The 26,911-nt window shown below is 74.5% G+C and carries 28 protein-coding genes; 6 read left to right on the plus strand and 22 right to left on the minus strand.

Features of this window, described 5'->3' with window-relative positions; all coding sequences use genetic code 11:
• The 15 genes from FHG71_RS23550 to FHG71_RS12195 form a co-directional block, all read right to left on the minus strand.
• A complete protein-coding gene (locus FHG71_RS23550) occupies positions 1 to 141 on the minus strand; it encodes a hypothetical protein (protein ID WP_176559402.1) in 141 nt (46 codons plus the stop codon).
• 131 nt (positions 142 to 272) lie between these two features.
• Entirely contained in the window at positions 273 to 566 is a 294-nt protein-coding gene (locus FHG71_RS12130; protein ID WP_139081949.1) for a hypothetical protein, read from the minus strand.
• Positions 567 to 683: 117 nt separating this feature from the next.
• Positions 684 to 1,400 carry an arsenical resistance protein ArsH gene (arsH, locus tag FHG71_RS12135; protein WP_139081950.1) on the minus strand — a complete coding sequence of 239 codons (717 nt, stop codon included), beginning with the start codon at positions 1,398 to 1,400 and terminating at the stop codon, positions 684 to 686.
• Positions 1,401 to 1,699: 299 nt separating this feature from the next.
• Positions 1,700 to 3,718, minus strand: a complete 2,019-nt coding sequence (locus tag FHG71_RS12140) for a DEAD/DEAH box helicase (RefSeq protein WP_139081951.1) — start codon at positions 3,716 to 3,718, stop codon at positions 1,700 to 1,702.
• Between the two features lie 162 nt (positions 3,719 to 3,880).
• Positions 3,881 to 4,636 carry a sulfur oxidation c-type cytochrome SoxA gene (gene soxA, locus FHG71_RS12145; RefSeq protein WP_139081952.1) on the minus strand — a complete coding sequence of 252 codons (756 nt, stop codon included), beginning with the start codon at positions 4,634 to 4,636 and terminating at the stop codon, positions 3,881 to 3,883.
• Complete coding sequence (gene soxZ, locus FHG71_RS12150) at positions 4,633 to 4,950, minus strand: thiosulfate oxidation carrier complex protein SoxZ (protein ID WP_139081953.1); 318 nt, start codon at positions 4,948 to 4,950, stop codon at positions 4,633 to 4,635. The genes soxA and soxZ overlap by 4 nt, the downstream gene beginning before the upstream one ends.
• A gap of 1 nt (position 4,951) precedes the next feature.
• Positions 4,952 to 5,404, minus strand: a complete 453-nt coding sequence (locus tag FHG71_RS12155; RefSeq protein ID WP_139081954.1) for a SoxY-related AACIE arm protein — start codon at positions 5,402 to 5,404, stop codon at positions 4,952 to 4,954.
• Entirely contained in the window at positions 5,401 to 5,823 is a 423-nt protein-coding gene (soxX, locus tag FHG71_RS12160) for a sulfur oxidation c-type cytochrome SoxX (protein WP_139081955.1), read from the minus strand. Before soxX ends, FHG71_RS12155 begins: the two co-directional genes overlap by 4 nt.
• Position 5,824: 1 nt before the next feature.
• Positions 5,825 to 7,084 (minus strand): NAD(P)/FAD-dependent oxidoreductase, encoded by a 1,260-nt coding sequence (locus FHG71_RS12165; RefSeq protein ID WP_139081956.1) that lies wholly within the window; start codon positions 7,082 to 7,084, stop codon positions 5,825 to 5,827.
• A gap of 4 nt (positions 7,085 to 7,088) precedes the next feature.
• Positions 7,089 to 7,367: a c-type cytochrome gene (locus FHG71_RS12170; RefSeq protein ID WP_139081957.1), complete on the minus strand. Its 279-nt coding sequence runs from the start codon at positions 7,365 to 7,367 to the stop codon at positions 7,089 to 7,091.
• A 53-nt stretch (positions 7,368 to 7,420) separates the two neighbouring features.
• Positions 7,421 to 9,583, minus strand: a complete 2,163-nt coding sequence (locus FHG71_RS12175) for a xanthine dehydrogenase family protein molybdopterin-binding subunit (RefSeq protein ID WP_139081958.1) — start codon at positions 9,581 to 9,583, stop codon at positions 7,421 to 7,423.
• Positions 9,584 to 9,594: 11 nt separating this feature from the next.
• The gene (locus tag FHG71_RS12180; protein WP_139081959.1) at positions 9,595 to 10,047 is read right to left on the minus strand and encodes a (2Fe-2S)-binding protein; all 453 of its coding nucleotides are present in this window, start codon (positions 10,045 to 10,047) and stop codon (positions 9,595 to 9,597) included.
• Between the two features lie 48 nt (positions 10,048 to 10,095).
• Positions 10,096 to 10,716, minus strand: a complete 621-nt coding sequence (locus FHG71_RS12185; RefSeq protein ID WP_139081960.1) for a nucleotidyltransferase family protein — start codon at positions 10,714 to 10,716, stop codon at positions 10,096 to 10,098.
• Positions 10,713 to 11,696 (minus strand): XdhC family protein, encoded by a 984-nt coding sequence (locus FHG71_RS12190; protein ID WP_139081961.1) that lies wholly within the window; start codon positions 11,694 to 11,696, stop codon positions 10,713 to 10,715. The genes FHG71_RS12185 and FHG71_RS12190 overlap by 4 nt, the downstream gene beginning before the upstream one ends.
• Positions 11,697 to 11,822: 126 nt before the next feature.
• Positions 11,823 to 12,488: a hypothetical protein gene (locus FHG71_RS12195; protein WP_139081962.1), complete on the minus strand. Its 666-nt coding sequence runs from the start codon at positions 12,486 to 12,488 to the stop codon at positions 11,823 to 11,825.
• Between FHG71_RS12195 and FHG71_RS12200 the strand changes: the two genes are divergently transcribed.
• A complete protein-coding gene (locus tag FHG71_RS12200) occupies positions 12,487 to 13,035 on the plus strand; it encodes a prepilin peptidase (protein WP_139081963.1) in 549 nt (182 codons plus the stop codon). The genes FHG71_RS12195 and FHG71_RS12200 overlap by 2 nt on opposite strands.
• Entirely contained in the window at positions 13,032 to 13,460 is a 429-nt protein-coding gene (gene gspG / locus FHG71_RS12205) for a type II secretion system major pseudopilin GspG (protein WP_139081964.1), read from the plus strand. Before FHG71_RS12200 ends, gspG begins: the two co-directional genes overlap by 4 nt.
• Here the strand turns inward: gspG and FHG71_RS12210 are convergent.
• The 6 genes from FHG71_RS12210 to FHG71_RS12235 form a co-directional block, all read right to left on the minus strand.
• On the minus strand, positions 13,418 to 14,029 hold the full coding sequence (locus tag FHG71_RS12210; protein ID WP_139081965.1) for a hypothetical protein: 612 nt from the start codon (positions 14,027 to 14,029) through the stop codon (positions 13,418 to 13,420). The genes gspG and FHG71_RS12210 overlap by 43 nt on opposite strands.
• Positions 14,026 to 14,412 (minus strand): type IV pilus modification PilV family protein, encoded by a 387-nt coding sequence (locus FHG71_RS12215; protein WP_176559403.1) that lies wholly within the window; start codon positions 14,410 to 14,412, stop codon positions 14,026 to 14,028. The genes FHG71_RS12210 and FHG71_RS12215 overlap by 4 nt, the downstream gene beginning before the upstream one ends.
• A complete protein-coding gene (locus tag FHG71_RS12220; protein ID WP_218014085.1) occupies positions 14,396 to 15,490 on the minus strand; it encodes a type II secretion system F family protein in 1,095 nt (364 codons plus the stop codon). The genes FHG71_RS12215 and FHG71_RS12220 overlap by 17 nt, the downstream gene beginning before the upstream one ends.
• A 152-nt stretch (positions 15,491 to 15,642) precedes the next feature.
• On the minus strand, positions 15,643 to 16,167 hold the full coding sequence (locus tag FHG71_RS12225) for a hypothetical protein (RefSeq protein ID WP_139081968.1): 525 nt from the start codon (positions 16,165 to 16,167) through the stop codon (positions 15,643 to 15,645).
• Positions 16,167 to 16,703 (minus strand): GspMb/PilO family protein, encoded by a 537-nt coding sequence (locus FHG71_RS12230; RefSeq protein ID WP_139081969.1) that lies wholly within the window; start codon positions 16,701 to 16,703, stop codon positions 16,167 to 16,169. The genes FHG71_RS12225 and FHG71_RS12230 overlap by 1 nt, the downstream gene beginning before the upstream one ends.
• Positions 16,700 to 17,701 carry a PilN domain-containing protein gene (locus FHG71_RS12235; protein WP_139081970.1) on the minus strand — a complete coding sequence of 334 codons (1,002 nt, stop codon included), beginning with the start codon at positions 17,699 to 17,701 and terminating at the stop codon, positions 16,700 to 16,702. The genes FHG71_RS12230 and FHG71_RS12235 overlap by 4 nt, the downstream gene beginning before the upstream one ends.
• A gap of 89 nt (positions 17,702 to 17,790) precedes the next feature.
• Here FHG71_RS12235 and FHG71_RS12240 point away from each other — a divergent pair, with 89 nt between their 5' ends.
• The 3 genes from FHG71_RS12240 to FHG71_RS12250 all read left to right on the plus strand — a co-directional run bounded on the left by FHG71_RS12240 (position 17,791) and on the right by FHG71_RS12250 (position 22,875).
• Positions 17,791 to 19,242, plus strand: a complete 1,452-nt coding sequence (locus FHG71_RS12240) for a GspE/PulE family protein (RefSeq protein WP_139081971.1) — start codon at positions 17,791 to 17,793, stop codon at positions 19,240 to 19,242.
• 267 nt (positions 19,243 to 19,509) lie between these two features.
• Entirely contained in the window at positions 19,510 to 21,843 is a 2,334-nt protein-coding gene (locus FHG71_RS12245; RefSeq protein WP_139081972.1) for a multicopper oxidase family protein, read from the plus strand.
• A 9-nt stretch (positions 21,844 to 21,852) separates the two neighbouring features.
• Positions 21,853 to 22,875 carry an SCO family protein gene (locus FHG71_RS12250; protein ID WP_139081973.1) on the plus strand — a complete coding sequence of 341 codons (1,023 nt, stop codon included), beginning with the start codon at positions 21,853 to 21,855 and terminating at the stop codon, positions 22,873 to 22,875.
• A gap of 225 nt (positions 22,876 to 23,100) precedes the next feature.
• Here FHG71_RS12250 and gspD read toward each other — a convergent pair whose 3' ends face one another.
• The gene (gene gspD / locus FHG71_RS12255; RefSeq protein WP_139081974.1) at positions 23,101 to 25,110 is read right to left on the minus strand and encodes a type II secretion system secretin GspD; all 2,010 of its coding nucleotides are present in this window, start codon (positions 25,108 to 25,110) and stop codon (positions 23,101 to 23,103) included.
• 412 nt (positions 25,111 to 25,522) lie between these two features.
• Here gspD and FHG71_RS12260 point away from each other — a divergent pair, with 412 nt between their 5' ends.
• Positions 25,523 to 26,650 (plus strand): penicillin-binding protein activator, encoded by a 1,128-nt coding sequence (locus FHG71_RS12260; RefSeq protein WP_176559404.1) that lies wholly within the window; start codon positions 25,523 to 25,525, stop codon positions 26,648 to 26,650.
• The last annotated feature ends 261 nt before the right edge of the window (positions 26,651 to 26,911 follow it).

A 26,911-nucleotide genomic window follows, 5' to 3' on the forward strand; every position in this document is an offset into this window, starting at 1 on the left:
TCAGCGCAGGATCCAGCCCGCGCCGCCCGCCGGGGCGTCCTCCGCCGCTCCGGGCGGGCGCCCCCGGGCGGCGAGCGCGAAGACGGGGCCGGGTCGGTGACCGGCGCCCCGGCGAAGGCGGCGCCACAGCGCGTTCCACATGGATCGTCCCCCGGACCTGTGCGGCGCCAGGATGCGGGACGACCGAAACGGGGGCGTGACAGCCGGGCGGGCCCGCCCCGGGCGGCGCGGGGTCCGAAGGCGCGCGGAGGGGGCCCGAAGGTCCACGGACCTCAGGCGGCTTCGTCAAGGAGCTCGTCGAGGTAGACGCCCTCGTCCACCATCTCGACCAGCCACCGCCCCAGGCTGAAGCCCGGGATGCGGATGAAGCCGTAGGCCTCCAGCGCGTCCTTCGCCGTGATCCGGCCCTCGTCCATGGCCTGCACCAGGTCCACGAGCCGCTCCACCCGCGCGCGCGCCTCGGCCTCGTCGAGTCCAGGGACAGGGCCTTCGCCGAGCGCGCCGAGCAGCCGGTCGCGGAGGTCGTCGAGGTGAGCCCGGCTGGCCGGATTGTGCAGGTGCATCATGCGGAGACCTTCGTCGTGGCGGCCCGGGCGCCGGCCCGCCCGGCGGCCCCCGTCGGGCTCCATTCTGGCACGGTTGTGTCGCCGTTCCGTGACAGCCGGCCGTCGCGCCGCCCGGCGTCAGAGGCGATCGAGACCGACCCGCGCCGCGAGCGCGGCCGCCGCCTCCTTGCGCTCGCTGTAGCGGTCGGTGAGGTGGTCGGACAGGCCGCGGGTCAGGAGCGTGAACTTCACCAGCTCCTCCATCACGTCCACGACGCGGTCGTAGAAGGCCGAAGGCCTCATGCGCCCCTCCTCGTCGAACTCCTGCCAGGCCTTGGCCACCGAGGACTGGTTGGGGATGGTGATCATCCGCATCCAGCGGCCCAGCACCCGCATCTGGTTCACGGCGTTGAAGCTCTGCGAGCCGCCCGAGACCTGCATGAGCGCGAGCGTGCGCCCTTGGGTGGGCCGGATCGCGCCTCCGGGCAGCGGGATCCAGTCGATCTGCGCCTTCATCACCGCCGACATCGCGCCGTGCCGCTCGGGGCTGGTCCAGACCTGGCCTTCGGACCAGAGCATGGCCTCCCGCAGCTCGGCGACCTTGGGGTGATCGGCCGGAGCGTCGTCGGGCAGCGGCAGCCCGTTCGCGTGATAGATCCGCGTCTCGGCCCCCATGGCCTCCAGAAGGCGCTGCGCCTCGAAGGTCAGGAAGCGGCTGTAGGACCGTTCGCGCAGCGAGCCGTAGAGCAGGAGAAGGCGCGGCGGATGGGCGGGGGGCGCCGCCGAGAGCCGGGCAGGGTCCGGCCGCTCGAAGGCGCCCGGCGCGAGGTTCGGGAGGTCGGGCCGGTCAGCCAGGGCGCGGCCCTCCCGAACGAGGCGGCCAGCCCCCGGCGGGCTCGGGTGGACGCGGTCCAGGCGCGCGGATGGCGGCGGGGGCAGGCGGGGTGCTCATGATCCCAGAAAGAGGGAAAGCGTGGCCGAGGGCAAGGGACGGGCGGAGCGGCCCGTGCGGGCGCCGATCCCTCCCGCGATGGCGCGGATGGGGACCGGCGAGGCGTCCGGCGGGGGCGGGGCGCCGGTTCGAAGACCGGCGAGCCCCGGACCACGCGAGGCGCCGGGAGGGCGTTCCGAAGGCCGGGTCGCCCCCGTCCCGGTCAGCGCCGGGGCGCCTTCGGCTTGAGGACGCGCTTGCCGCCGGGCCGGGCCGGGCCGGGCTTGGGGCCGCGGGACGTGGCGGGGGCCTTGGCCGGCCTCACGGCGCTCCGGTCCTGCGTGTCGCGCGCCCGGACCCCCGGCGTCCGGGGGGCGGCCTTCTCGGGGGGCCGCTTGCCGGTCTTCCAGCGGGGCTTGTCGGCCGCCGTGTCAGCGGCGTCCTCACGGGACCGCCCGGCCCTGGGGGAGTCGGTCCGCTCGCGGGCCGGCGTGCTGCGGGGCTCCTGACGCTCGACGGACGGCTCGGCCGCAGGGGCCGCCGTCGCCGGGGTCGCTTCGGGCCGCTGGGCGTCGATGGCGCGCGGCTCCGCGTCCCGGGGCGGACGCGACCCGTGCGCCGGGCGGCCCTTCCACGGGGCGGGGCGCTCGGCGCGCTCCAGCACGGGCTCGCCTTCGAGCCGCCGCATGGCGACGCCGGAGACGACCTCGACGCCCTCGGGGAAGCGGGAGGCCGAGGCGGCGGCGATCTGGACGAAGGTCTCGTCCTCCTGCACGCGGATTGCGCCGATGGCGGCCTTGGTGATGCCGCCCGCCTCGCAGACCTTGGGCAGCAGCCAGCGCGCCTCGGCGCGGCCCGACCGGCCCACCGCCAGCGAGAACCAGACCGAGTCGCCGAAGGCCGCGCGCTCGCGCGGGGCCGGGCGGCCCGGGGCAGCGGCGTCCGACAGCTCCTCGGGGGCGGAGCGGCCCTCGCGCCAGAGCCGCACGAAGGCGGCGGCCACGCGCTCGGCCCCGTGGCGGTCGAGCAGCAGGGCCGCCAGCGCGGCCTCGTCCTCGGGCTCGGCGGCCAGGGCGGGGTGTTCGAGGATGCGGGCGTCGTCGCGGGCCTTCACCTCGTCGGCCGAGGGGGCGCTGCCCCATTCGGCCACGACGCGGGCGCCCTGCAGCAGGCGCTGGGCCTTCTTGAACTCGGCGGGCGTGACGATCAGCGCCGAGACGCCCTTGGCCCCGGCCCGGCCCGTGCGGCCCGAGCGGTGCAGCAGGGTCTCCGAGTTCGTCGGCAGGTCCGCGTGGATCACCAGCTCCAGCCCCGGCAGGTCGATGCCGCGCGCCGCCACGTCCGTGGCGATGCAGACCCGGGCGCGGCCGTCGCGCAGGGCCTGGAGCGCGTGGGTGCGCTCGGCCTGGCTCAGCTCGCCCGACAGCGCCACGACCTGGAAGCCGCGGTTGCCCATCCGCGCGAGCAGGTGGTTCACGTTGGCCCGCGTCTTGCAGAAGACGATCGCGGTCTGCGCGTCGTGGAGGCGCAGGAGGTTGAAGATCGCGGGCTCGCGGTCGCGCACCGCCACGCTGAGGGCGCGGTATTCGATGTCGACGTGCTGGCGCGCCTCGCCGGCGGTCTGGAGGCGCAGCGCGTCCCGCTGGAGCGTCTTGGCCAGCTCCTCGATGGCGCGGGGCACGGTGGCCGAGAACATCAGCGTCCGGCGGTCGGCGGGCGCGGCGCCCAGGATGAACTCGAGGTCCTCGCGGAAGCCGAGGTCCAGCATCTCGTCGGCCTCGTCCAGCACGGCGGCCCGGAGGCCCGCGAGGTCGAGGCTGCCGCGCTCGATGTGGTCGCGAAGGCGGCCCGGCGTCCCCACGACGATGTGGGGTCCGCGCTCCAGGGCGCGGCGCTCGTTGCGGATGTCCATGCCGCCCACGCAGGTCGCGACCTGCGCCCCGGCCTCGCCATAGAGCCACCCCAGCTCGCGCGCGACCTGCAGCGCCAGTTCGCGGGTGGGCGCGATGACGAGCGCCACCGGCGCCTCGGCGGGGGACAGGCGGTCGGCGCCGGCCAGGATCTCAGGCGCGACGGCCAGGCCGAAGGCCACCGTCTTGCCCGAGCCGGTCTGGGCCGACACGAGGAGGTCGCGGCCCTCCGCCTCGGGGGCCAGGACGGATTCCTGGACGGGGGTCAGGCTGGCATAGCCCTTGGTGGCCAGCGCCGCGGCCAGGGGCGCGGCCAGATCGAGTTGGGTCATGGTTGTCGCCAAGCAGGGGGTGCGCGCACCCGATGGGGGCCGTCCTGTCCCCCGTCGCGGCCGGGCCGTCCGGCGCCCGCCACGCCCCGGAACGTCGAGGCCAAGCGCCGCCCCTACGCCCTGGCCCGGCCGATGTCAAAGGCAAAGCGCGGCGCGGGGGCCTCAGGGCCGGACGGCCGGGGCCTCCAGAGGAAGGCCCGCGGCGCGCGACATGAGGTAGAGCTCGAGCGCCACGTAGTCGGGGGAGCCCGCCGCGAAGGGCTTGGCCCGGATGCCCGTCAGGCAGTTGCCGAAGCGCCGGTGGAGGCCGCCCATCTCCTCCCACTGGAGCCGGTACTGGGGGTAGCCGGTGGGATGGGCCTCGGGGATCGGGGCCGCGCCGAGCCGTCCGCCCGCATGGTCGTCGTGGCAGTTGGCGCAGGCGAGGTTGAGCTGGCCCATCCGGGCCGTGAAAAGCACCCGGCCCGTCTCGCGCCAAGGGTCGAGCCGGGGGTCGGGGTCCGGCGCGATGGGGCGGCCGTCCGACTGCCGCGCCACATAGGCGGCGAGCGCGAGGAGCGGGCGGCTCTCGTGCTCCAGCGCCTCGGCGCCCTGATGCCGCGTCCGGCAGAGCGCGATCCGGCCCGAAAGATCGACCGGAGCCCCGGAGGCCTCGTCCCAGGCGGGATAGCGCGCGGCGACGCCGGCCATGCTTTGCGCCGCCTCGCCGTGGCAGCCGGCGCAGGACCGGCCTGCGGGCCCTTCGGGGGCCTCCCACAGGGCGGCGCCCTCGGCCACCCAGAGCATTCCCGGATTCGACATCTCGTCGTCCTGCATCGCGCGCAGCTCGGGGCTCATCATCTCGTAGCCCGTCCGCCGGTCCTCGGCCGCGGCGGCCGTGGCCAGCCCCCCGGCCAGAAGCGCGGCGCGGAGGATCATCCGACGGTCAGCGTGCGGCGCTCGCTGTGCTCCTGCCCGGCCTCGTCGGTCCAGAGAAGCTCCACCTCGGCGGTCTCGGTGGCGCGCAGGAAGAAGCCCAGGAACGGGTTCGCGGCGATGGCCGGGAAGATCTCGGCGCGGAACACCTCCTCGCCGGCGTAGAGGCAGCGCAGCTCGTGGATGATGTCGCGCGGCACGAGGTTGCCGTCCGCGCCGGTGCGGAAGCCCGTCTCCATGGGATGCGAGATGAGGATCTTGACCTCGACGATGTCGCCGGGGGCGGCGGTCTCGGGGATGTTGACCATGGCCACCATGTCAGCTCTCCGCGCAGGCGGGGGCCGTGACGATGACGTCCGTCACGGCGGACCAGAGGGAGCCATCGCTCATCCGCGCGACGGCGTGGACGTTCTGCGTGCCGTTGAGCCGGATGCGCGTCTCGGCTGCGGCCCGCCCCGAGCGCGGCGTGAAGTGGAAGCGGATCACGTCGGGCCGGGGGTTCAGCTCGTTGAAGATGGCGACCTCCTCCACGAAGTCCTCGGCGGTCATGGGGCTTTCGACCGAGACCTTGAGCGGCACCGCGTTGCCGTTCTCCACAAGGAGCGGCACGTCGAGCGTGACGCGCCCCTCGGTCATGGGGGCGCCGCCCGTGAAGTCGTCGAGCGCGGCGCGAAAGGCCTCGGGCGTGGCGGCGGCGGGCGAGAGTCGCAGCGCGAGCGGCGCGGCGAGCGCCAGCCTCACCACGGTCCGGCGCGAGGGACAATGGGTCATTCCGAACCTCCTTTCAGGGTGGCGAGGAAGGCCGCGACGTTCTCGACCTCCTGCGCCGACAGGATCGTAGCGCCCTGCCAGCGGGCGCCCACCCGTGACAGGCCGTCGAGGCTGTGGAAGGGCGGCATGATCGTGTCCGGGTTGACCGCGCGGCTATCCACGAGCCGCAGGCGCAGCTCGGGCAGGGTGAGGCGGTCGCCCACGCCGGTCAGGTCGGGGCCGAGATCGCCGGGGAACGGCACTTGGGGCACGAGCCCGGCGTGGCAGAGGGTGCAGAGGCTCCTCTGCTGGTCGAGGACGAGAGCGCGCCCGCGCGCGGGGTCGCCCGGCGCGGCGGTGAGCGGCTCGGGCAGGCCCTGCGCCATGGCGGGCACCGCGAAGGCGAGGGCCAGCGCGGGGGCCAGGGCGAGCCGTCGCATCTCAGCCGAAGGCCTCGGCCGTGATCGTGCCGTACCAGGCGCGGGCGTAATCGGCCTCGGCGGCGCGGACGGCGGCAGGGGCGCCCAGGGGGCTCGTGCCACCCGCGCCCTCGACCTCGGCCAGCGCGCCGTCGGAGGGCTGGTAGACGCCCGCGACTGTGAAGCCGTAGTCGGGCGCGGCGAGGCTGTAGCAGGTGTTGATGAGCTTGGAAGGGCCGGGCGTGCCGCCGCGCAGGAGCGCGTCGATGGCCTGCGCCGCGACCTTGGCTTGCGCGTTGGCGGAAAAGGCCGACTTGGGCATGGCGCCGGCCAGGCAGGCGTCGCCGATGACGTGGATGCCGGGCACCAGCGCGGATTCGAAGGTCTCGGGGCTGACCGGGCACCAGCCGGTGGCGTCGGCCACCTCGGCGGCGGTGGCGATAGTGCCCGCGCGCTGGGGCGGGATGACGTTGGCCACCGCGACGCGGTGCTCGGCGAAGTCGGTCCGAAGCGTCATCGTGCCGGGGTCCACGCCCACGACCTTGCCGCCCAGCGACACGGGCACCCATTCGATCAGGCCGGGATAGAGCGCGGCCCAGGCCTCCTCGAAGAGCGGGCGCTTGGAGAAGGCGTCCTTGGCGTCGAGGATCAGGATCTTGGACCGGGGCTTTTGGGCCTTGAGATAATGGGCGATCAGGCTCGCGCGCTCGTAGGGGCCGGGCGGGCAGCGGAAGGGGTTCTCGGGCACGGCGATGGCAACCACGCCGCCGTCCTCCATGGCCTCGATCTGGCGCCGGAGAAGCTCGGTCTGCGGGCCGGCCTTCCAGGCGTGCGGCATGACCTCGGCCGCCGCCTCGTCATAGCCGGGCAGGGCGTCGAAACGCAGGTCGATGCCGGGCGAGAGCACCAGCCGGTCGTAGGGCAGGGCGCCATCCCCGAGGCGGACCTCGCGGCGCTCGGGGTCGATGCCCTGCGCCTCGCCCTCGACCACTGTCAGGCCCCCGGCGCGGAGGGCGTCGTAGCCGAAGGCGATGGCCTCCATGGGGCTCAGGCCCGCCAGCACCGCGTTGCTGAAGGGACAGGTCCAGTAGGTGGGCTGGCGCTCGACCAGCGTGACCTCGTGGCCCAGCGCGGCAAGGGCGCGCGCCGCAGTCGCCCCGCCGAATCCGCCGCCGACGACCACGACCCGGCCGGTCCCCTGCGCGCGGGCCTCTCGGCCCAGGAACGGGAGGGCGAGCGCGGGGCCGCCGGTGGCGAGAAGGCGTCGCCGCGTCAGGCGCATGGGCTCACTCCTTCGCCGCATGGTCAGCCAGCCATTGGGCGATGGCCTGCGATTCCTCGGCGGTGAAGCCGCGGGCGATGCGGTCCATCACCGTGGCCTCGCGCGTCCCCTCGCGGTAGGCGGCGAGGGCGGCGGCGATCTCCTCGGCGGAACGGCCGCCGAGCGGCATCGCCGCCTCGGCGCCCAAGGCATGGCAGCCGGTGCAGGACAGCGCGCCGGAGGGCGCCTCCTGGGCCGGGGCCGAGGTGGCCAAGCCCGCGAGGGCGATGGCGAAGGCTCGCATGAGGGTTCGCTCCCTGGGATCGGGCGGGCGGCCGGAGCCGCCGGCCCGCCGCCTCAGGTCCTGAGGCTGGTGCCGTCGAGCGGGAGCTGGCGGACCCGCGTGCCCGTCGCGGCGAAGACTGCGTTGAGGACGGCGGGGGCGGCCACGAAGATCGTGGGCTCGCCCACGCCGCCCCAGAACCCGCCCGAAGGCCGGATCAGGCTTTCGACCGCCGGCATCTCCCACATGGTGAGGACGGGGTAGGTGTCGAAGTTCTCCTGCTGGACGCGCCCGCCCTCGACGGTGATCTCGCCGTGGAGCGCCGCGCTCAGGCCCATCGCGAAGGACCCCTCGACCTGGGCCTCGATCTGCTGCGGGTTGACCACGGTCCCCGGGTCCGTCGCCGCCACGATCCGGTGGATGGTGAGCTGCCCGCGGTCGTCCACGGACACCTCGGCGGCGGCGGCGACGTAGCTGCCGTAGCCCATGTGCTGCGACAGGCCACGGAATCGGCCCTCGGGCGGGGGCGTGTCCCAGCCGATCCCCTGGGCGGCGGCCTCCAGCACCGCGAGGTGGCGCGGATGGTTCGCCATGTGCGCCCGGCGGAACTCGAGCGGGTCGCGCCCAGCGGCGTGCGCCAGCTCGTCCATGAAGCTTTCCAGGTAGAAGGCGTTCTGGTTGTTGTTCACCCCCCGCCAGAAGCCCGGACGCACCGGCGGGTTGCGCATGGCGTGGTCGATGAGGAGGTTGGGGACCGTGTAGCCGAACTGGCCCTCGCCCTCCTCGGCGTTCAGGCCCTGGAAGGTGAAGGGGTCCTTGCCCTCGTCCAGCATGAAGGGGAGCAGCGTGGCCAGGATCGACTGGCCCGAGATCCGCATGTGCAGGCCCGTCAGGTTTCCGTCCGCGTCCAGCGCCCCCACCATCCGCGCCTTGGTGATCGGATGGAAGGTGCCGTGGATCATGTCCTCCTCGCGGCTCCAGATGAGCTTGACCGGCGTGCCGGGCATCTCCTTGGCGAGGAGCACCGCCTGCCGCGCGTATTCGTGCGAGCTGGCGCGCCGGCCGAAGCCGCCGCCCAGATGCGCGCGGTAGACCTCGCATTGCGGGATGGGCAGGCCCGAGGCCTCGGAGACGACGGCCAGCACCGCCTCGGCGTCCTGGGTGGCGATCCAGACCTCGCAGCGGTCGGCCGTGACCCGCGCCGTGGCGTTCATGGGCTCCATGGTCGCGTGATGCTGCCAGGGGAAGTAGTATTCGGCCTCGACCACCTGCGCGGCGCCCTGGATGGCCGCCTGCACGTCGCCCGCCTGCGTGCCCACGAAGGCCTGCCCGGCGCGCAGCCCCTCGTCCAGCATGGCGTGGATCTCGGCCATCGACAGGTTGGCGTGCTCGCTGTCGGTCCACTCGACGGGCAGGGCGTCGAGCGCCGTCTTGGCCCGCCACCAGGTGTCCGCGACCACGGCCACCGCGTTGTCGTCCACCTGCACGACCTTCTGGACGCCGGGCATCCCCGTCACCGCGCTCGCGTCGAAGCTGGCGAGCTTGGAGCCCAGGACCGGCGCCTGCCGGATCGCGGCGTTCACCATCTCCGGCATCCGGGTGTCGATGGCGTAGACCTGGCTGCCGTCGAGCTTGCCCAGGGTGTCGAGCCGCTTCACCGGCTTTCCGGCGATGGTCCAGGTGGAGGGGTCCTTGAGCTGGACCTGCGCCGGCACCTCGACCTGCGCCGCCTCGGCGGCCAGTTCCCCGTAGCGCAGGGTCTGGCCGTCGGGGCCCGAGATGACGCCCTTGGACACCGTAAGCGTCCCGGGATCGACGCCCCAGCGGTTGGCGGCCGCCTGCAGCAGCATGGCGCGCGCGGCCGCGCCACCTTCGCGGACATACTGCTGCGAGGCGCGGATACCCTGGCTGCCGTAGGTCCCGAACTCGCCCCAGACCCGGTCGCGCGCGACGTTCTGGCCCGGCGTCGGGTAGTCCCAGGTGACCTTCTCCCAGTCGGCGTCCAGTTCCTCGGCCACGAGCTGCGCGAGGCCGGTGAGCGTGCCCTGGCCCATCTCGATGCGGGCCACGCGGATCACCACCGTGTCGTCGGGCCGGATGACGACCCAGGCGTTGATCTCGGGCACGGCGGCCGCGTCCTGCGCGGCGGCGGTGGGAATGCGGAAGCCCAGCGAAAGGCCGCCCGCCGCGAGGCTCGCGAGGAAGCCGCGGCGCGATAGGCTGAAATGCCGTGTCATGCGTCCCTCCCTTACAGCAGCTCGGCCGCGCGCTTGATGCCCGCGCGGATCCGGTTGTAGGTGCCGCAGCGGCAGAGGTTCGTCATCTCGGCCGCGATGTCCTCGTCCGTCGGGTTCGGGTTGGCGGCCAGGAGCGCCGCCGCCGCCATGATCTGCCCGGACTGGCAGTAGCCGCACTGGGGCACGTCGATCTCCAGCCAGGCCTGCTGGACCGGGTGCGTCCGGTCGGGCGACAGGCCCTCGATGGTGGTGATCTCGTCCTCGGGCGCGATGTCCTGGAACTGGACCTGGCAGGAACGCGTCGCCATGCCGCCGATATGCACGGTGCAGGCGCCGCAGGCCGCGATGCCGCAGCCGTACTTGGTGCCGGTCAGGCCGAGCTGTTCGCGCAGGACCCACAGAAGCGGCGTGTCGGGTTCCGCGTCCACGTCATGTGGAGTGCCGTTCACGATGATACGTGGCATTGCTGTCCTCCCTGCGTGCTTCGTTTTGCCACAGCATACGCCGTCCGTTCACTCCGGCGAGGAAAATCTCCGGCGCTTGGCGTCATTGTTCCGGGCGGCGAGGTCCTCCGCCCGGTCGACGTCGAAGACCGCGCCCGGGTCTTTGGTCGCGATCCGCGCCACCCCCGGCCGGTCCCGCAGGAGGCGGCGTCCGCCCGTGTCGCCCCGCAGCGTCAGAAGCTCGGGGAAAAGGGCGGCGGCATAGGCCACGGGATGCGCGGGCCGGCCGTCGCAGAGGATCTCCGCCGCCGGGGCTCCGGCGGACAGCGCATCGAGCAGCCGGGCGGCGGCCCCGACCGGCACCCGGGGCATGTCGCCCAGGAAGACCACGACGCCCCGGCAGTCCGGGGGCAGCGCAAGCAGGCCCCGGCGGAGGGAGGCCGAAAGCCCCTGCGCCCAGTCGGGGGCGCGCGCGATGCGCAGGCGGGCGTCGGTCAGGTCCGCCAGCGCCGCTTCGACCTCGGGGGCGTCGCAGCCGGTGACGGCGATCACGCCGTCCACGGGGGCCGCGAGCGCGCGGCGCGCGCTGGCCCGCACCAGGGGCTCGCCGTCCCAGGGCGCGAGGAGCTTGCGCCCGCCGAAGCGCGAGCCCGCGCCGGCGGCCAGGAGCAGCGCGTGGAAGCCGGTCACCCTTCGGCGCCGGCGGCCTCGGCCCTGGGCCGGGCGATGACGGGCGGGGGACGGCGCTCGATGATCTCGGCGATCACGGCCACCGCGATCTCGCGCGGGCTCCGCGCCAGGATCGGCAGGCCGATCGGCGCCCGGAGCCGGGCGAGGTCGGCGGGCCCGAGCCCCGCGTCGAGAAGCCGGGCGCGGCGCAGCTCCAGACGGCGGCGCGAGCCCAGGACCCCGACATAGCCCGCCTCCGAGCGCAGGGCGGCCAGGAGCGCCGCCTGGTCGAGGTCGGCGTCATGGGTCGCGATGGCGATCGCGGTCCAGGCGTCCGGCGCGAGGTCCCGGAGGGCGGGGCCGGGCGGATCGGTCCGGTAGTCCAGGGGCAGGGGAGGAGGGCCGGGCGGGCCGCCGGGCCGGACCAGCGCGACCTCCCAGCCCTGGTGGAGGCCGGCCGAGGCGATGGCCAGGGCGAACGGGTCGCCGCCCACCACCACGAGTCTCTGGCCGGGCTCGTGCAGGCGATCGACGGTCCAGTCGCCCGCGACGGGCGCCTCGGGCGGCTGGACCCGGCGGCGGTCGCCCCGGCTCAGGTAGCGCAGCGTGCGCCGGTCGCGGGCGGCCTCGGCCAGAGCGAGCGCGGCCGGGTCGTCGGGTCGCAGCGGCTCGACCAGAAGGTCGATCCGGCCGCCGCAGGGCAGGCGGATGTCGAAGAAGGGGCTGCCGCGGCCATAGGCGATGCGACGGGGGACCCCGGTCGCCAGCGTCTCGCGCGCGTGGCGGGCGACGTCGGCCTCCACGCAGCCGCCCGAGACGAATCCCCAGGCGCGGTCGGCCGTGACCGCCATCTGCGAGCCCACCGGCCGGGGCCCGCCGTCGGCGGCGAAGATCGTCGCCAGCGCGAAGGGGGTGCCGCCGCCGACCAGAGAGGCCACGATCGGCAGGACGTCGTCCGCGTCATCCTGCGGCCAGTCCATCGGCGATCCGGCGTCCCGCATGAAGCCCCCCGGTTCCGGGTTTCGGACGCGCCCGCCGCCGGGCGCTCCTCCCTGACGCGAAGCATCCGTCAGGAGCCCCGAAGCCGTCAAGCGACCTGTCGGACGGGGTAACGCGCGTCCGGCGGGTCAGCTCCCGCCGGGGCCGCGCGCAGGCTCGGCCGGGTCTGCCGCCCCGGGCCAGGGCCGGATCGCGATCTCGGCGGTCTCTCCCCCCGCCGTGTCGCCGCGCAGGGCCCCCAGGGCGTCGCGCAGCTCGGCCGGAGCCAGGGTGGGATTGATCGCGCCGGTCCGGGCGCGCTGGGTCACGAAGGGCGCGAGCCGGACCCGCTCGGCGGCGTCGAAGCCCAGCCGCGCCAGCGTCTGCTCCTCCGAGTCGAACCGGTCGCCGGGCACCAGCGCCGACAGCGCCACCTCGCGCTGCTGCGCGATGGCCACCCCGTCGCCCAGGAGCGCCAGCACCTCGGGCGGGGCGAGGTACAGGTCCACCAGCCCTTCGACGTCGAAGAGCCGCACCTCCCAGGCCCGCCCGTCCTCCTCCAGCCGGACCGGCGTCCCGTCCGTGGACGGGCGCGCGCCACCCCCGGCCAGGCTCGCGCCCACGCGCGCCGCCACCGACAGACGGCCCAGCGCGAGCCGGTGCCCTTCCTCTATCCGGCCGATCACCGCGGCCTGCGCCAGCCCCCGCGCGCGCAGCGTGGCGGCGAGCCCGCCCACCAGCACGGCGCCTGCCAGGACGGCGATCAGCGCGAATCCCTTCCGGGACGACCGCGACGTGGTAGGGTGGCGCAGCATGACACTCGGCTCCTCCTTCCTTCCGGCGATCGTCCTCGCCCATGGCGCGAGCCTCGCGGCCCTCGCGGGCGCAGCCGAGCCCCGGCGCCTCGTGCTGGGCCTGTGCCTCCTGCCCGCGCTGGTCTGGCTCAGCGACAGCGACCTGCGCCGGGGCGAGATCCCCGACGGCGCCGTGGCCATCATCGCGCTCGCCGGCGCGGGTTTCCAGTGGCACGCGCTGGGCGCGGGGATACCCCTGGCCGTCGAGGTCGTCACGGCGGCGGCGGCCACGGCGCTCCTGTGGTGGGGCGGCGGGCTCTACTTCCGCCGCACCGGCGAGGAGGCCCTGGGCATCGGCGACGCCAAGCTGATCGGCGCAGGGGCGCTGGCGACGGGGGCGGCCTCGCTCTGGGCCGTGGTGCTGCTCGCCGCGCTGGGAGGGATCGCGGCCGTGCTCCTGGCCCGCCGCCGCGCGGGCGCCGCGCCGGGCATTCCGTTCGGGCCGTTCCTGGCCTACGCCATCCTCGTCTTCGCGCTTTTCCCAGTAGCAGGTCCCACGGTCCCATGACGCACCACCCCCGACGCCACCCCCGACGCGGCGTGACCCTTCTCGAAATGCTCGTCGTCCTTGCCATCATCGCGCTGGTGATCGGGCTGGGCGCGCCCCGCCTGATCGACAGCTTCGGCCGCGCCCGTTCGCAGACCGCCGAGGCGGCGCTGGCCTCGCTGCGCGGCGCGGTGCAGCTCTACTTCGTCGACACCGGGCGCTACCCCTCCGAGGCCGAGGGGCTGGCCGCGCTCATGACGGCGCCCGCAGGCGTGCCGGGCTGGCGCGGCCCCTACGTGGACGGCGACGAGGACCTGACCGACCCCTGGGGACGGCTCTTCCTGTTCCGCGCGCCGGGTGAGGACGGCGAACCCTTCGACCTCGTGACGCTCGGGCGCGACGGTCAGCCCGGCGGCAGCGGCGAGGACAGCGACATCTCGCTCTGACGCGCTTCGAGCGCGGGGATCGCGGTCAGCGGCGGCAGCGGGCCCTCCGGCCCGTCGTACTCGATGCGCACGAGATCCGGAGGACCGGCCAGGGCCGGCCAGTCTGCGTGCCAGGCCGGGGCCGCCGCCGCGCCGGTCGGATCGCCGAAGTAGCTGATCCTGAGGCTTCCCGCCGGCGACAGGATCAGGCGCTGCGCGACGGCGTCCTCGTAATCGCTGGCGACATCGATCGCCACCGCGCCGTCGCCGTCTCGCCCGAGGCTCACGGTCGTCGGATAGGCGGCGCTGAAGGGCGGCTCGTCCGTCAGCATCTCGAAGCGAAGCGCCTCGGGGCCGCCCTCGAAGGCGGCGGTGCGGGGCGCGGCCTCGATCCAGTCCCGCAGGCTGTGCCGCGTCAGGAGCAGGTCGGTCGTGGCCTCCGCCGCCGTGACGCGCAGCGAGGCCCGGCCGGTCAAGCCCAGCACCGAGGCGAGCCCGAGCCCGATCGCCGCCATCAGGGCCAGCGACAGGAGGAGTTCGAGAAGCGTCACGCCTGCGCGCGGGTTGCGCGGGCCGCGCCCGCCCGTCATGGCCCGGCCTCCGGCAGCAGCATCCGCAGCGCCACCGCCTGGCTCTCGCGTCCCTCGCGCCAGACGCTCACCGTCACCTCCACAAGGCCCGGCTCGGGGGCCGTCGCCGGCTCGCCCGTGGCCAGCTCCCACATCAGGTCCGGCGTGGCGCGGCCCTGCGCCAGCGCGGGGTCGCGCGTGACGCGGTACTCGTCGGCCACCGACCGGGCCAGCTCGGTCATCCAGGCGCGGTCGGTGCGCGTGGCGCTCTGGCCGAGCGTCCGGCCCAGCCCGCCCACGGCGGTGCCGACGAGCAACGCCAGGACCGCGGTGGCGACCAGCGTTTCCAGCAGCGTCACGCCGCGCCGCGCCCGGCGGCGTCCGGGGTCAGATGGCCAGGTCATTGATCGCGAAGACCGCATCCATGATGGAATAGACGAGCGTGCCCACAAGGCCGCCGATCAGCAGCGTCAGCGCCGGGGTCAGCAGTTGCAGGAGCCTCCGGCTGCGCCGCTCCAGCCGGTCGGCCTGCGTGGCGGCCAGCGATTCGAGCACCGGCCCAAGGCTGTTCGCCTCCTCGCCGATGCGGAAGAGCTCGGCCACCATCGGCGGCAGGCGTCGGTCGGCGGCCAGGGCCCGGTGCGCCCGCCCGCCGTTCTCCAGCTCGGCGGCGGCGGCCAGCGCGGTCGCGGCGAAAGGCGCCCCCCGGTCGAAGCCCGCCACCGCGCGCAGCGAGGCCGCCAGCGGCCGGCCCGCCCGCAGCAGGAGCGCGAGCGAGCGCAGGAGCGTGAGCAGCGCCGCGTCGCGGGCGAGGCCGCCGAAGACCGGCAGGGCCAGCACGAGCCGCGCGCCCGCGGCACGGACCGCCACGAGCCCCGCGAAGCCCAGTCCCGCGAGCCCCGCCAGGAGCCAGGGCCAGCGCGTCGCTGCCAGTTCGCCCAGCGCGAGGAAGGCCGCCACGGCGGGGGGCGGGGGCAGGTCCTGCGCCGTGAAGATGGGCTCCAGCGCGGGGGCCAGGGTCAGCGACACGATCAGCAGCACGCCCAGCGCCGCGACCACCAGGATCGCCGGATAGATGAGCGCGGTCGCCACCTGCGAGCGGAGCTGGTCCTGCCGCCGCAGGAGCTGCGCCAGTTCCGCGAGCTGCTCGGCCAGCGCGGTCGAGGCCTCGCCCGCGCGCAGGAGCGCCAGGAACACCGGCGCGACGCGGGGCCCGGCCTGCGCAAAGGCGTCGGGCAGGGGCGTGCCCTCGGCCACCAGCCGCGCCACGCGGCCCAGGCGCGCGCGGGTGTCCCCGCCCTCGGCCCCTTCCGACAGGAGCCGCAGCATGTCGAGCACGGGCAGGCGCACGCGCAGCAGGGTGGCCATCTCCTCGGCCAGCGCCGCCTGCGCCGCGAGCGGCAGGAGGCCGCCGCCCAGAAGCGGGATGTCGCGCCGCCACCAGGGCTCCCGGGCCAGTCGGCTGGCCTCGCCCAGGTCCACCACCGACAGCCCGGTCGCGGACAGCGTCTGGAAGGCGGCCTGCTCGGACGTCGCCTCGATCTCGCCCGTCTCCAGCCGGCCCGCGTCGGTGTAGCCCTTGTAGGCGAAGATCGGAATGCCGGCCTCCCTCGGTCGATCCAGCGGCGGCGCCGCTAGTCCGGATAGAGTTTCACGGTGACGCGCTGGCCCCCCGTCTCGACCACCACGGCGGAAGCGGTGATCTCCACGACCCGGAGGCCGGCGATCTCGTCGCCCTCGCGGACGACGTGGCTCTGGCCATCCTCGGACGAACGCAGGATGGCGGACCGGCGCCCGCCCTGGTCGAGGAAGCCGACCATCGTGACCGGCACGACGACGTCGGCGGCCACCGCCTCCTCGGGCGCCGGGGGCTCGGGCGTGTCCGGCGTGGGCTCCGCCGTCGGGACGGTTGCCACCTGCTGCCGTCCGGGGCGGAAGAGCGCCCGCGCCGCCACGGCCTCGATGTCGGCGCTCGGGTCGCGCGGCTCGGCCAGGGCCGGCTCCGTGGCCTCGGGCGCCGCCGGCGCGGCCGGGTCCGCCAGGACCGCCGCCCCGGCGGGCGCGACCGGGGTGGCGTCGATGCGCCACCACGCCGTCGCCGCGCAGGCCCCGACGATCAGGAGATGGGCCAGGGGCGGCCAATGGCGCAGGACGGCCATCAGCCGTCGCCTCCGGTCCAGAAGCTCCAGGCCGCGATGCGGAAGGCCACGGGCGCGAGCCCCCCCTCGGCGCGGCCCCGCGCCTCGTCGCGCAGCGCGAGTTGCGACACCGCGACGGGCGGGCGCGCCGCCTCGAGCGCGGCCAGGAAGCGCGCGACGTCCGCGATCTCGCCCTCGCCCTCCAGCACCACGCCCACGGCCGGCAGCGTCAGGTCCTGCGGCGGCGGCTGGCTGCCGAAGGTCGAGGTCTCAAGCCCGCTCTGGCGCGCCAGTTCCACCACGCCCTGCTGCAGGTCGAGCGCCGCCTCGGCGGCCGTGGCCGCGACTCGGGCGATCTCGGGGGTCGCCGTCTCGGTGGTCCCGGCGCCGTCGAGCTCGCGGATGCGCGCGCCCAGGGCCTCGGCCTCGGCTCGCAGCGCCTCGATCCGCGCGACCGCCTGTTCGAGCCGCTCCTGCCCCGGCGCGGTCAGCCCGGCCACCAGACCAGCCCCCAGCGCGGCCAGGCCCAGGACCACGAGGAGGCCCAGCCCCCTCATTCGAGCCCCGCCGGCGCCGCGGCCTCCAGCGTGAGCTGGAAGCGTCCCTCGCCCGTCGCCGGGTCGAGCACGATGCTGCCCTCGGGCGCGACGGTCTCGACCCAGGGCAATGCCTGGAGCCCGGCGATCACCGTCGGGATGTCGGACCGCGCGAAGCCCACCAGCCGCCAGGTCCGGCCGTCCACCGCCAGCGACGCCAGCCACACGCTGTCGTCGAGCGCCGCCGTGAGCCCGGCGAGCTGCGCGAGCCGGCCGCTTTCCGAGGCGAGCCGCGCCGTGTCGCGGATGCGGGCCGCCGCCTCGCCATCCCGCGCCTCGGCCGCGGCGCGGGCGGCCGCCGCCCGGTCGCCCAGGGCCAGGATCTCGGCCCGCAGCGCCCGCTCCGTCGCGCCCAGCTCCGCGAGCCGCCAGCCCTGCGCCCCCAGCGCCGCGAGCAGCGCCAGCCCGGCGAGGACCGGCGTCGCGCGGTTCCAGGCCCATTGCGGCCGGTCGGCCCGCCGCCGGTTGTCGATGAGCGGGGCGAAGCCCTCCCGGTCCGCGATCACGACGCGGCGCGGCTCGGTCCCGCAGGCGCGCAGCACGGCCGTCAGGCTGTCCTGCTTGAGCACCAGCACCTCGTAGTCCGCCTTGGCCCCCCGGCTGCCCAGCGGTCGCGCGCGCCACAGCAGGCCCCGGGCTTCGGCGGGCAGGCCCTGGCGCATCTGGAGCGCGACGGCGCGCTCCGCGTCGCGGCGGGCGGCGGCGGGAATGGCCACGGTCTTGCGCAGGAACAGCGCGGGGGCGATCGCCACGTCGACCGGCCGCCGGTCCCGCCCGGCCTCGGCGAGCAGGGCCGTCGCCGTGGGGTCGGGAGGAAGCGAGTCCAGCCGCACCCGGCGGACCCGTCGCGGCGGCAGCCCCGCGCGCCAGAGCCATTCGGGCAGAGCGGCGCCGAGCCGGTCGCGCAGCCGCCCGCCCGCTTGGGCGATGTCCCGGCCCCCGATCACGCTCACCCTCATCGACACGTCACTGACCACCATTGACGAGGCGCCGCCGCCTGCGATCCACTGACGCAAGGTTAGTGGCGCAGGCGGCGTGGGGCAATCGGGTGCGTTCGGAAACCATCTCCCTGGACCTCGACGACGTCCTGGCCCAGCGGCTCCTCGGCGGTGCGGGCGTCGATCCGGCCGAGCTGGCGCGCGCGCAGGAGGCCGCCCGGCGCGAGGGGCGGGCGCTGCACCGGGTCCTTCTGGACGGCGGGATCGTGGAGGAGGAGGTCCTTCTCCCGCTCCTGTGCGACACGCTCGGGCTGCCCTTCGACGCCCATGCCGGGGAGGGAGGCGCGGAGGTGGACCGCGCGGCGGTGGAGCGGCTGACCGAATCCTTCCTGCGCAGCCGCGCCGCCGTTCCCCTGCTGCCTGCGGGCGACGGGCCGGTGCCGGTGCTGATGGCCGACCCCGCCGACGCCGCGCAGCGCGAGGAGCTGGCCTTCCTGCTCGACCGCCCGATCGCCCCGCGCGGGGCTCTCGGTCGGACGGTCCGCGCCCTCCTGGCCGAGAAGTCCGCCGAGGACCGCGCGGGCGGGCCCGACCCGGCGGCGGCGGAGCCGGGCGCCGGGGACGATTCCTCCGGCGGAGACGGCCCGGTGATCCGCTTCGTGAACGAGACGCTGGCCGAGGCCGTGGCGCTCGGGGCCTCCGACATCCATTTCGAGTCCGAGGCCGCGGGCTTCGCGGTGCGGATGCGGATCAACGGCGTGCTGTCGCGCCGGCCGGGAAACCCGGCGGTGGCGCCCGCCTCGGTCTTCGCCCGCCTTAAGGTCATGGCGCGCGCCAACGTGGCCGAGCGGCGGCTGCCGCAGGACGCGCGCTTCTCGGGGGTCTTCTCGGGGCGCCGGATCGACTTCCGCCTGTCCTGCCTGCCCACCCGCCACGGCGAGAGCGCCGCGCTCCGCGTTCTCGACCCGCAGGCGCTCCGGCTGGGCTGGGACCAGCTCGGCTTCGCGCCCGAGATGGTGGCGCGCGTCACCCGTCTGATCGAGCTGCCGCACGGTCTGTTCCTGGTGACGGGCCCCACCGGCTCGGGCAAGACGACGACGCTCTACACCGCGCTCGCGCATCTCAACTCGATCCGCCGCAAGATCGTGACGGTCGAGGACCCGGTCGAGTACGGCCTTCCGGGCGTGCAGCAGGTGCAGGTGCAGGACGAGATCGGCCTGACCTTCGCGCGCGTGCTGCGCGCCATCCTGCGGCACGACCCCGACGTGGTGATGGTGGGCGAGATCCGCGACGCCGAGACCGCCGAGATCGCCTGCCGCGCCGCGCAGGTCGGGCGCATGGTGCTCTCGACGCTGCACACCCGGTCGGCGCAGGGGGCGGCGACGCGGCTCGTGGACCTGGGCGTGCCCGACTACATCGTCTCGGACGTGCTGCGCGGGGTCCTGGCGCAGCGGCTCGTGGTGGCCGACTGCCCCGACTGCGGCGGGTCCGGTTGCCGGACCTGCGGCTTCTCCGGCGTGGCGCCGCGGCGGATCGAGCTGAGCCTGATCGAGGCCGGCTAAGGCGCGCCGGGGCGATCTCGGCCCGGTCCTACGTAGATGTACTTATATCAATCCGACCGGTCCGCTGGTACCATTTCCTGGGGCTAACCACAGCAATTCAGGGACCGGGGCGCCGATGTGATCGTCGCGTCCGGCGGAGTCCGAGACGGCCGGACCTCCGGCCGTCGCCGGGCGCGCTCGGGCGCGGCGTCGCGGCGGCACGCGGGTCTGGGACGCAGGCCGTGCTTGTAACGTCGCCGCAGGCCCGGCGACAGGAAGGGGTTGACCATGTACCTGAGGCAATCGGCATCTCGCGCGCGCCTGCGCGAGGCGGAGACCGCCCGGCGCAACCGCGCCGAGATCGTGAAGGCGCTGTCGACGGGGGAGGTGAGCCGGCGGGAGCTGTTCCGCTGGGGGGTGTTCACGGCCGGGGGGGCGCTGGCGCTGACCCATGGCCTGAGCCCCTTCGCGCCCAGCCGGGTGGAGGCCGCGGTGCCCACGGGCGCGCCGCCCAGCCCGCTGTGGGGGGTGCGGCCCTTCACCCAGCGCATGCCGCGGCTGGCCTTGCAGAAGCCGCTGCCGCTCACGCCGGTCACGCGCGGCACGGAGGTCGACCTGCGCTTTCCCACGGGCTCGGGCGAGCGCAACGCGCGTCGGCTGTCCTGGCACACCGCCTTCACCGCCTCGAAGGGCACGAAGTTCGTCAACCCGCTCACCGGCAAGGGGCCGCTGGAGGGCCGCCCGCCGGGCGAGTACTTCGCCCAGCAGCGCTGGCGCGAGTACCTGCCCAAGGCCGCCTATGTGATGTCGCTGGGCTGCCCGCCCGACGACAGCTTCCACTTCCATCCCGACCTGCCCTCCCAGGACGACAACAAGCTCTGGACCTTCGGCGCGGGCCGGATGGCCGACGGGGGGCTGCCCCCGCTCATCAAGATGCGCTACGGCGAGCCGGTCCTCTTCCGGCACTACAACAACCTGCCTCTCCACCACGACGACAACGGCGGCTTCGGCAGCATCAGCCAGGCGACCCACAACCACAACGGCCACAACGCCTCGACGGGGGACGGGGCGTCGAACGCCCACTTCTTCCCCGGCCAGTTCTACGACTACCACTGGACCACGACGCTGGCGCGCGCCGACGCGATCAACACGGGCGCCACCGACCGGCGCGCCTCGGGGCCCGACGGCAAGGGCGGCCTGATCCAGGTGCCGGGCGACTTCCGCGAGCTGCAGGGCTCGCTGTGGTTCCACGACCACCGCTTCTTCTACACGGCCGAGAACGTCTACAAGGGCCACCTGGGCGCGCTGAACTACTACAGCGGCCCCGACCGCGGCAACGAAGTCCTCAACGACGGGGTCAACCTGCGCCTGCCCTCGGGCTCGCTGCTGGACTGGGGCAACATCGACTTCGACGTGAACCTCGTCATCAGCGATGCGGTCTGGGACGCCGAGGGCCAGTACTTCTTCGATATCTTCGACACCCACGGCTTCGTGGGCGACCAGGTTCTGGTGAATTTCGCCTACAAGCCCTTCTTCGAGGTCATCCCGCGCAAGTACCGCTTCCGCATCCTGGCGGCCGGCATGGCGCGGTTCTGGAAGTTCGCGCTGGTGAACCAGGCCAACCAGCTCGTGCCGATGACGGTGATCGCCACCGACGGCAACCTGCTGCCCGCCCCCGTGCGCGTCACCCGCCTCGACCCGATGGCCACGGGCGAGCGCTTCGACGTGATCGTGGACTTCACCGGCCTGCCGGTCGGCAGCAAGCTGCGGCTCGTGAACCTGATGGAGCACGAGGTCGGCGAAAAGCCGAAAGGCGCGCGCAGCGTCAGCGACGCGCTGGGCGGCAAGGTGACCGGCGATCCGACGGTCGGCGCGATCCTTCAGTTCGAGGTCGCCTCGCAGGTCTACAGCGTCGACGTGCCCGGGGTCGTCTACCGGTCCGCGTCGCGCGACTACAGCCAGGTGCCGTCGAAGCTGACCGAGGTGATCCCGATCGTCGAGCCCACGCGCGTGCGCGTGTTCGAGTTCAAGTCCGATCCCGACAGCCCGCGCGACCCTGTCACGGGCGAATGCTTCCCGAGCTGTCCGGACGAGACCGTGCGGCCGTTCTGGGATTACGGCATCCGTCTCAACGGCGAGGGCACCCATGGGCTCGACGCCCGCCGCGTGTCGTTCCTGGTCCCCAAGCCCGGCGAGGTGGAGCACTGGGTCCTTCGGAACCCGAGCGGCAGCTGGGACCACCCGGTCCACCTGCACTTCGAGGAGGGCCGTACCATCGACCGCGGGGCCACCGCGCTGTCCGCGCTCGAGCGCAACTCGCGCAAGGACGTCTGGCGGCTGGGCACCAATGGCGAGGTGCGCATCCAGGTGCAGTTCGGCGAGTACGGCGGCGCCTATGTCATGCACTGCCACAACACCGCCCACGAGGACGCGGCCATGCTGCTCCGCTACGACGTGCTGACCGACCCCAACAACCCCAAGACCTCGCAGACGCACATCAACGTCATCCCCACGCCCAACCCCACCCCCGAGGGCGTGACCTACGTCACTCCCGAGCTCCTGCCCGAGGGCAACCCCTTCGATCCCGGGTTCCAGCCCTTCCCCAGCACGACGCCGACCTGAGGAGGCCGCATGGGACGCAACAGCTTTGGTCTGACGCGTTGGGCGGCGGCTCTCGCCTTCGCCCTGGCCACCGCCACGGCGGCGGCCGGCGAGGGGGTGCGGGGGGCGGAGTACTTCACCAACCGCCCGCTCGTGACGCAGGACGGCGAGACGGTCCGCGTCTGGGACGACCTGCTCCGGGACAGGATCGTCGTCGTCACCTTCATCTACACCGACTGCCCCAACATCTGCTCGGTAGGCACGGCGCGGCTGGCGCAGGTCTACGACTGGCTGGGCGAGCGGATGGGACGCGACATCTTCTTCTACTCCATCACCCTCGACCCCGAGAACGACACCCCCGAGGACCTGCGCGCCTTCCGCGACGCCTTCGGGGTGGACCGGGGCTGGACCTTTCTCACCGGCACGCGCGCGGACATCGACGCCGTCCGCTTCCGGCTCGGCGAGCGCAGCGCCAGCCCCGCCGAGCACCGCTCCGACTTCGTGATCGGCAACGCCCGCACCGGCGTGTGGCGGCGCGCCTCCGCCATGGGCAACCTCACCGTCACCCTTCAGTCCATCCTGGAGCTCGACCCCGACTGGTCGCCCCCCGCCCCGGCGGCCGCGGCCGAGCCGCGCTACGCCCCCCCGACCGACCTGGGCCAGGTCATGTTCCTGGCCCAGTGCGCCTCCTGCCACACCATCGGCGAAGGCGTGCGCTTCGCTCCCGACCTCGCCGCCGTCACCCTGCGGCGCGAACGCGACTGGCTGCGCCGCTTCCTGCTCGCCCCCGACGCCCTGCTCGCGGGGGGCGACCCCACGGCCGTGGCGCTCGACGCCGACTACCCTGGCGTGCGCATGCCCAACCTCGGCCTGGGCGAGGGCGACGTCGACACCCTGCTGGCCTACCTCGCCGCCCGGGACCAGGACCTCGTCGCCGCCGAGGACCGCCACGCCAAGGCCGCCGCCACCGCCGCCGCGCACGAGCATGACCACGGCGACGACGGGCACGACCATGCAGCGCACGGGCACGACCACGGAGCGCACGAGCACTGACGAACCCGCGGGCCCGTCTCGGTCGGGGACGGGCCTGCGGCTGTCACGTTGACGAAATCTTCACCTTTCGCGCCTATCCTCAGGGCACCGCGAATCGGGAATCGCCATCCCGAAAGGACGCGGGGCCCCCGCCAGGGCCCTGCGGCCGCAGGAGGGAGAGGCCATGCCCGCGCCAGGCAGCCCCGGACGCTGCCGCGCGGTTGCCCGGGGACGCCGCGCCGTCGCTCAGTAGAGCCCCTGAATCTCCAGCGGCAGGCTGCGCACCTCGCGCTCGTTCAGGATGGTTCGGGGCGGCTCGACGGCATCGGCGGCCCGCAGGCGACCGTAGCGATCCTCGGCGGCCTGCCGGATGTCCTCTTGGTCGAGCAGGATCGTGGGGCGCAGGAAGACGAACAGAGTCCGGTTCGTCGCGTTGTCGCTGCGCGAGCGGAAGAGGCGGCCCACCAGCGGCACGTCGCCCAGGCCCGGCACCTTCTGGTTCTGCGACACCTGATCGTCGGTGATGAGGCCGCCCAGCACCACCGTGCCCCGATTGTCGGCCAGCACCGTGGTGTTGATCACCCGCCGATTGGTGACGAGGTCGGCCGCCCCCTCGACGTTGGCGTTCACGAGGCTCGACACCTCCTGCTCGATCTCGAGCTGGACCACGCCCCCGGCGGTGATCCGGGGCACCACGTTCATGGTGATGCCCACGTCGCGCCGCTCGATGGTGGTGAAGGGCGTCGCGGTGTTGCCGTCGGTGGCGAAGCTTCCCGTCCGGAAGGGCACGTTCTGCCCCACGACGATGGTCGCGGGCTCGTTGTCGAGCGTGGTCACGGACGGTGTGGACAGGAGCCGCGCCTGACTCGACTGCGCCAGCGCCTGGACGAGGACGCCGAAGTCGTTGCCCGAGGCCGTCACCGTGAGCCCGGTCGACAGCGCGGCCGTATTGGGCGCCCCGATGGCCGTCAGCACGCTCCGGAGCGACACGCCCCCGTTGCTGAACGAGGTGGCCGCGATGCCGCCGGGGGGTGCCGCGTCGCCGAAGCCGAGCTGCACGCCCAGCCGCTCGGCCACGTCGCCCGACACCTCCACGATGGCGGCCTCGATCATCACCTGCGGCCGGCGCACGTCGAGGGCGCCCACGAGGCGGCCCACCTCCTGCACCTGGGCCGCGGTGCCGCGCACGATGACCGAGTTGGTCTCGATCGAGGCCTGCACGGTCACCGCCGAGGGGCTGGGCGCGCGGCCCAGCGGGACGAAGCGGCCCCCTGCGACCTGCTCGACCTCCGGCGCGGCGGGGTCGGCCTCGGGGTCGTCCGCCGGCGGCTCGGTCGCGGCTAGGGCGGCCTCGGGCGTCAGCGCTCCGCCCAGGCCGGCCAGGGCCGAGCCGGTGATGTCCGTCCCCTCGCCCAACGTGCCGCGGATGATCTCGGCCACCACGGCGGCGTCGCCGTACTGGAGGCGGAACACGGTGGTGGTGACGGCCTCCTGCGGCGGCCGCAGCGGCGGCACGTCCATGGACCGCGCCAACTCGCGGATCTCGTCGATCTCCTCCTGCGTCCCGCGCACGAGGAGGAGGTTCGAGGACGGATCGACCGACAGCCGCGCGCTGGTGCCCGCCGGGCCCAGCACGCCCACGATGGCGTTGCCCACGGTCGCCGCGTCGGCGTTGGCGAAGCGGATCACCTGGGCCTCGGCCTCGGTCTCCACGTCGAAGGCGCGGGCGATCTCCAGGATGCGCTCCACGTTGGCGCGGGTGTCGGTGAGGAGGATGGCGTTCGGGTCCACCAGCGCCTCGATGTAGCCCGACTCGGCCACCAGCGGGCGCAGCACCCGCACCGCCTCGGCCGAGGGCAGGCGCGACAGGCGCAGCATCTCGGTCACGACGTCTTGGGGGCCCGCCGCGCCCGCGGGGTCCGCCCCGCCGATGGTGCGGGCCTCGGCCTCGGGGACGACCTGCCAGACGGTGCCCGACTCCACGGCCACGAACCCGCGCGAGCGCAGGATCGACTGGAACAGCGCCCAGACCCCCTCCTGGTCGAGCCGCTCCGAGGAGACCACGGTGACCTCGCCGGACACCTCCGGATCGAGGACCAGGGTGCGGCCGGTGATCTCGGACACCTGCGAGGCCAGAACCGCGAGATCGGCCTCGCGCAGGTTGATGACGAAGGTCTCGGGCTCCTGCGCCGGGGAACGGGACGGGTCGAGGGCCAGCAGAAGGCCCGCCGCCAGAAGGACGCGCAGGCGGCTCATCGCGACGGAACCGGCATCGTCAGGGCGATGGTCGCGCGTCGCGCCCCGCTCCGGGTCGGGACCGTCACCGTCTCAACTAGCCGCCGAACGCGTTCCACCTCGTCCACCACCCGCCCGTTCGCACCCCTCACGACCCGGCCGCCCCGCACCCCGGCCCCGGGGGCTGTCGTGTCCTTCATTGATCCTATACCCATCCCCGCCCGGGTTCAGCCCGATTGCGGCCGGTTCCTCCGGCGGCGGCGCCTTGATGCCTTCCCGCCACAGGTCGCACGCGCGGGCCGATGCGCCCCGGCCCGGGCGGCCGCGATCCCCGGAGCATCTCGACTCCGGTGGGGCCGGGTCACTAGACTCAAGGCCGGCGATGCGGGCCTGGGGACGATCCGCGCGCTGCGGCACGAACGGGGGGGAACGGATGACGGAGCGATCGCGGCGGCACGGCGCGGCGGCCCTGGGCGGATCGGCAGCGGCGTCGCGACGCCGCGTGCTCCGGGGGCTGGCCGCGGCCTCGGTCCTGCCCTGGGTCGCGGCCTGCGGGCGCGGGGGCGAGCCCGACCTGCCGCCGCCGGGGACGGTCGGCAAGGCGGCGCTGCTCGCACCGCTCTCCGGTCCCTCGGCCGCCCTGGGCCAGGTCATGCGCGAAGCCGCGAGTCTGGGTGGCAACCCGGTCGGCCCCATGGCCGAGGTCGAGGTGCTGGACGCCGGAACCACCGACGAGAGCGCCGTCGCCGCCGCCCGGACGGCCCTGGCCAACGGGGCGAGGATGCTGATCGGACCGCTCTTCTCGGGCCAGTCGCGCGCCGTAGCCGCTGCCGTGGGGCGCGACGTGCCGGTGGTCTCGCTGTCGAACGACAGCGCCATCGCCGGAGGCAACCTGTTCGTGTTCGGGCTCGCGCCGGTCCAGTCGGCCCAGGCCGTCCTGGGCTTCGCCGCGGCCCGTGGCCTGCGCCGCGTCGCCGTGGTCGTGCCGCCCGGCGAGTTCGGGGCCCGCTCGGCCGCGGCGGCGCAGGCGGTCGCACCCAGCCTCGGCCTGGCCTTGGCGACGCCGGTCGTGACCGATAGCGCGGGCGGCCTCGTCGAGGCCGTCACGGCCGCCTCGGGCGGCGCGCGACCGGACGCGGTCTACCTGCCGGTCGTGGGCAGAGCCTTCGCCGGGCAGGCCGAGGCGCTGGCGGGGACGGGCGCGCAGCTCCTGGGGTCGGACCAGTGGTCGGCCATCGAGCCCTACCGCATCCCCGCGCTCCGGGGCGCGTGGTTCGCCGCGCCCGACCCGATCCGCTTCGAGGCCTTCGCCCTCGCGCTCGAGGAGCGCGTCGCCACCGAGGCTGGGATCGTGGCCGGCCTCGCCTTCGACGCGGTCGAGATGGCGCGGCTTCTGGGCCGGCTCGGGCAGCAGGACCGCGACGGGCTCCTGCGCGAGGGGGGCTTCGACGGCGTGCTGGGGCCCTACCGCTTCCTGCCCTCTGGCCAGTGCGAGCGGGCGCTCGCCGTGCTGAACGTGGCCGAGGGCGCGACGACCCTGATCGGCAGCCCCGCCGCCTGACGCCTGCCGGATCAACTTCAGGAACGGAAGGGCCGCAGCCGGCGCGGGCCTGTCGCGAGCGAAAGCGCGCGGCGTTCCGATTCGGCCGGATTCGTCCTCCAACCCGCCAAGCTCAGTTCTGAATCGGGCGCCGTCTCGCGCATCATCAAAAAGCCATAATTGTTCAACCGAGACGTGCATTCCTTTCGATCTTACGCTCAGGACTCATAGCCAGAACATGACGGTTGCGGCCAAGGCGATGGCCGAGAGAAAGACCTTGGG

Origin of the sequence: Rubellimicrobium roseum, assembly GCF_006152145.1 — a bacterium.
Classification (GTDB): domain Bacteria; phylum Pseudomonadota; class Alphaproteobacteria; order Rhodobacterales; family Rhodobacteraceae; genus Rubellimicrobium; species Rubellimicrobium roseum.

Bases quoted from the DNA above. Each gene is read 5' to 3' on its own strand.
- FHG71_RS23550 (WP_176559402.1), bottom strand. From the start codon at position 141: ATGTGGAACGCGCTGTGGCGCCGCCTTCGCCGGGGCGCCGGTCACCGA.
- FHG71_RS12130 (WP_139081949.1), bottom strand. From the start codon at position 566: ATGATGCACCTGCACAATCCGGCCAGCCGGGCTCACCTCGACGACCTC.
- FHG71_RS12140 (WP_139081951.1), bottom strand. From the start codon at position 3,718: ATGACCCAACTCGATCTGGCCGCGCCCCTGGCCGCGGCGCTGGCCACC.
- soxA (WP_139081952.1), bottom strand. From the start codon at position 4,636: ATGATCCTCCGCGCCGCGCTTCTGGCCGGGGGGCTGGCCACGGCCGCC.
- soxZ (WP_139081953.1), bottom strand. From the start codon at position 4,950: ATGGTGGCCATGGTCAACATCCCCGAGACCGCCGCCCCCGGCGACATC.
- FHG71_RS12155 (WP_139081954.1), bottom strand. From the start codon at position 5,404: ATGACCCATTGTCCCTCGCGCCGGACCGTGGTGAGGCTGGCGCTCGCC.
- soxX (WP_139081955.1), bottom strand. From the start codon at position 5,823: ATGCGACGGCTCGCCCTGGCCCCCGCGCTGGCCCTCGCCTTCGCGGTG.
- FHG71_RS12165 (WP_139081956.1), bottom strand. From the start codon at position 7,084: ATGCGCCTGACGCGGCGACGCCTTCTCGCCACCGGCGGCCCCGCGCTC.
- FHG71_RS12170 (WP_139081957.1), bottom strand. From the start codon at position 7,367: ATGCGAGCCTTCGCCATCGCCCTCGCGGGCTTGGCCACCTCGGCCCCG.
- FHG71_RS12175 (WP_139081958.1), bottom strand. From the start codon at position 9,583: ATGACACGGCATTTCAGCCTATCGCGCCGCGGCTTCCTCGCGAGCCTC.
- FHG71_RS12180 (WP_139081959.1), bottom strand. From the start codon at position 10,047: ATGCCACGTATCATCGTGAACGGCACTCCACATGACGTGGACGCGGAA.
- FHG71_RS12190 (WP_139081961.1), bottom strand. From the start codon at position 11,696: ATGCGGGACGCCGGATCGCCGATGGACTGGCCGCAGGATGACGCGGAC.
- FHG71_RS12200 (WP_139081963.1), top strand. From the start codon at position 12,487: ATGACACTCGGCTCCTCCTTCCTTCCGGCGATCGTCCTCGCCCATGGC.
- FHG71_RS12195 (WP_139081962.1), bottom strand. From the start codon at position 12,488: ATGCTGCGCCACCCTACCACGTCGCGGTCGTCCCGGAAGGGATTCGCG.
- gspG (WP_139081964.1), top strand. From the start codon at position 13,032: ATGACGCACCACCCCCGACGCCACCCCCGACGCGGCGTGACCCTTCTC.
- FHG71_RS12210 (WP_139081965.1), bottom strand. From the start codon at position 14,029: ATGACGGGCGGGCGCGGCCCGCGCAACCCGCGCGCAGGCGTGACGCTT.
- FHG71_RS12215 (WP_176559403.1), bottom strand. From the start codon at position 14,412: ATGACCTGGCCATCTGACCCCGGACGCCGCCGGGCGCGGCGCGGCGTG.
- FHG71_RS12225 (WP_139081968.1), bottom strand. From the start codon at position 16,167: ATGGCCGTCCTGCGCCATTGGCCGCCCCTGGCCCATCTCCTGATCGTC.
- FHG71_RS12230 (WP_139081969.1), bottom strand. From the start codon at position 16,703: ATGAGGGGGCTGGGCCTCCTCGTGGTCCTGGGCCTGGCCGCGCTGGGG.
- FHG71_RS12235 (WP_139081970.1), bottom strand. From the start codon at position 17,701: ATGAGGGTGAGCGTGATCGGGGGCCGGGACATCGCCCAAGCGGGCGGG.
- FHG71_RS12245 (WP_139081972.1), top strand. From the start codon at position 19,510: ATGTACCTGAGGCAATCGGCATCTCGCGCGCGCCTGCGCGAGGCGGAG.
- FHG71_RS12250 (WP_139081973.1), top strand. From the start codon at position 21,853: ATGGGACGCAACAGCTTTGGTCTGACGCGTTGGGCGGCGGCTCTCGCC.
- gspD (WP_139081974.1), bottom strand. From the start codon at position 25,110: ATGAGCCGCCTGCGCGTCCTTCTGGCGGCGGGCCTTCTGCTGGCCCTC.
- FHG71_RS12260 (WP_176559404.1), top strand. From the start codon at position 25,523: ATGACGGAGCGATCGCGGCGGCACGGCGCGGCGGCCCTGGGCGGATCG.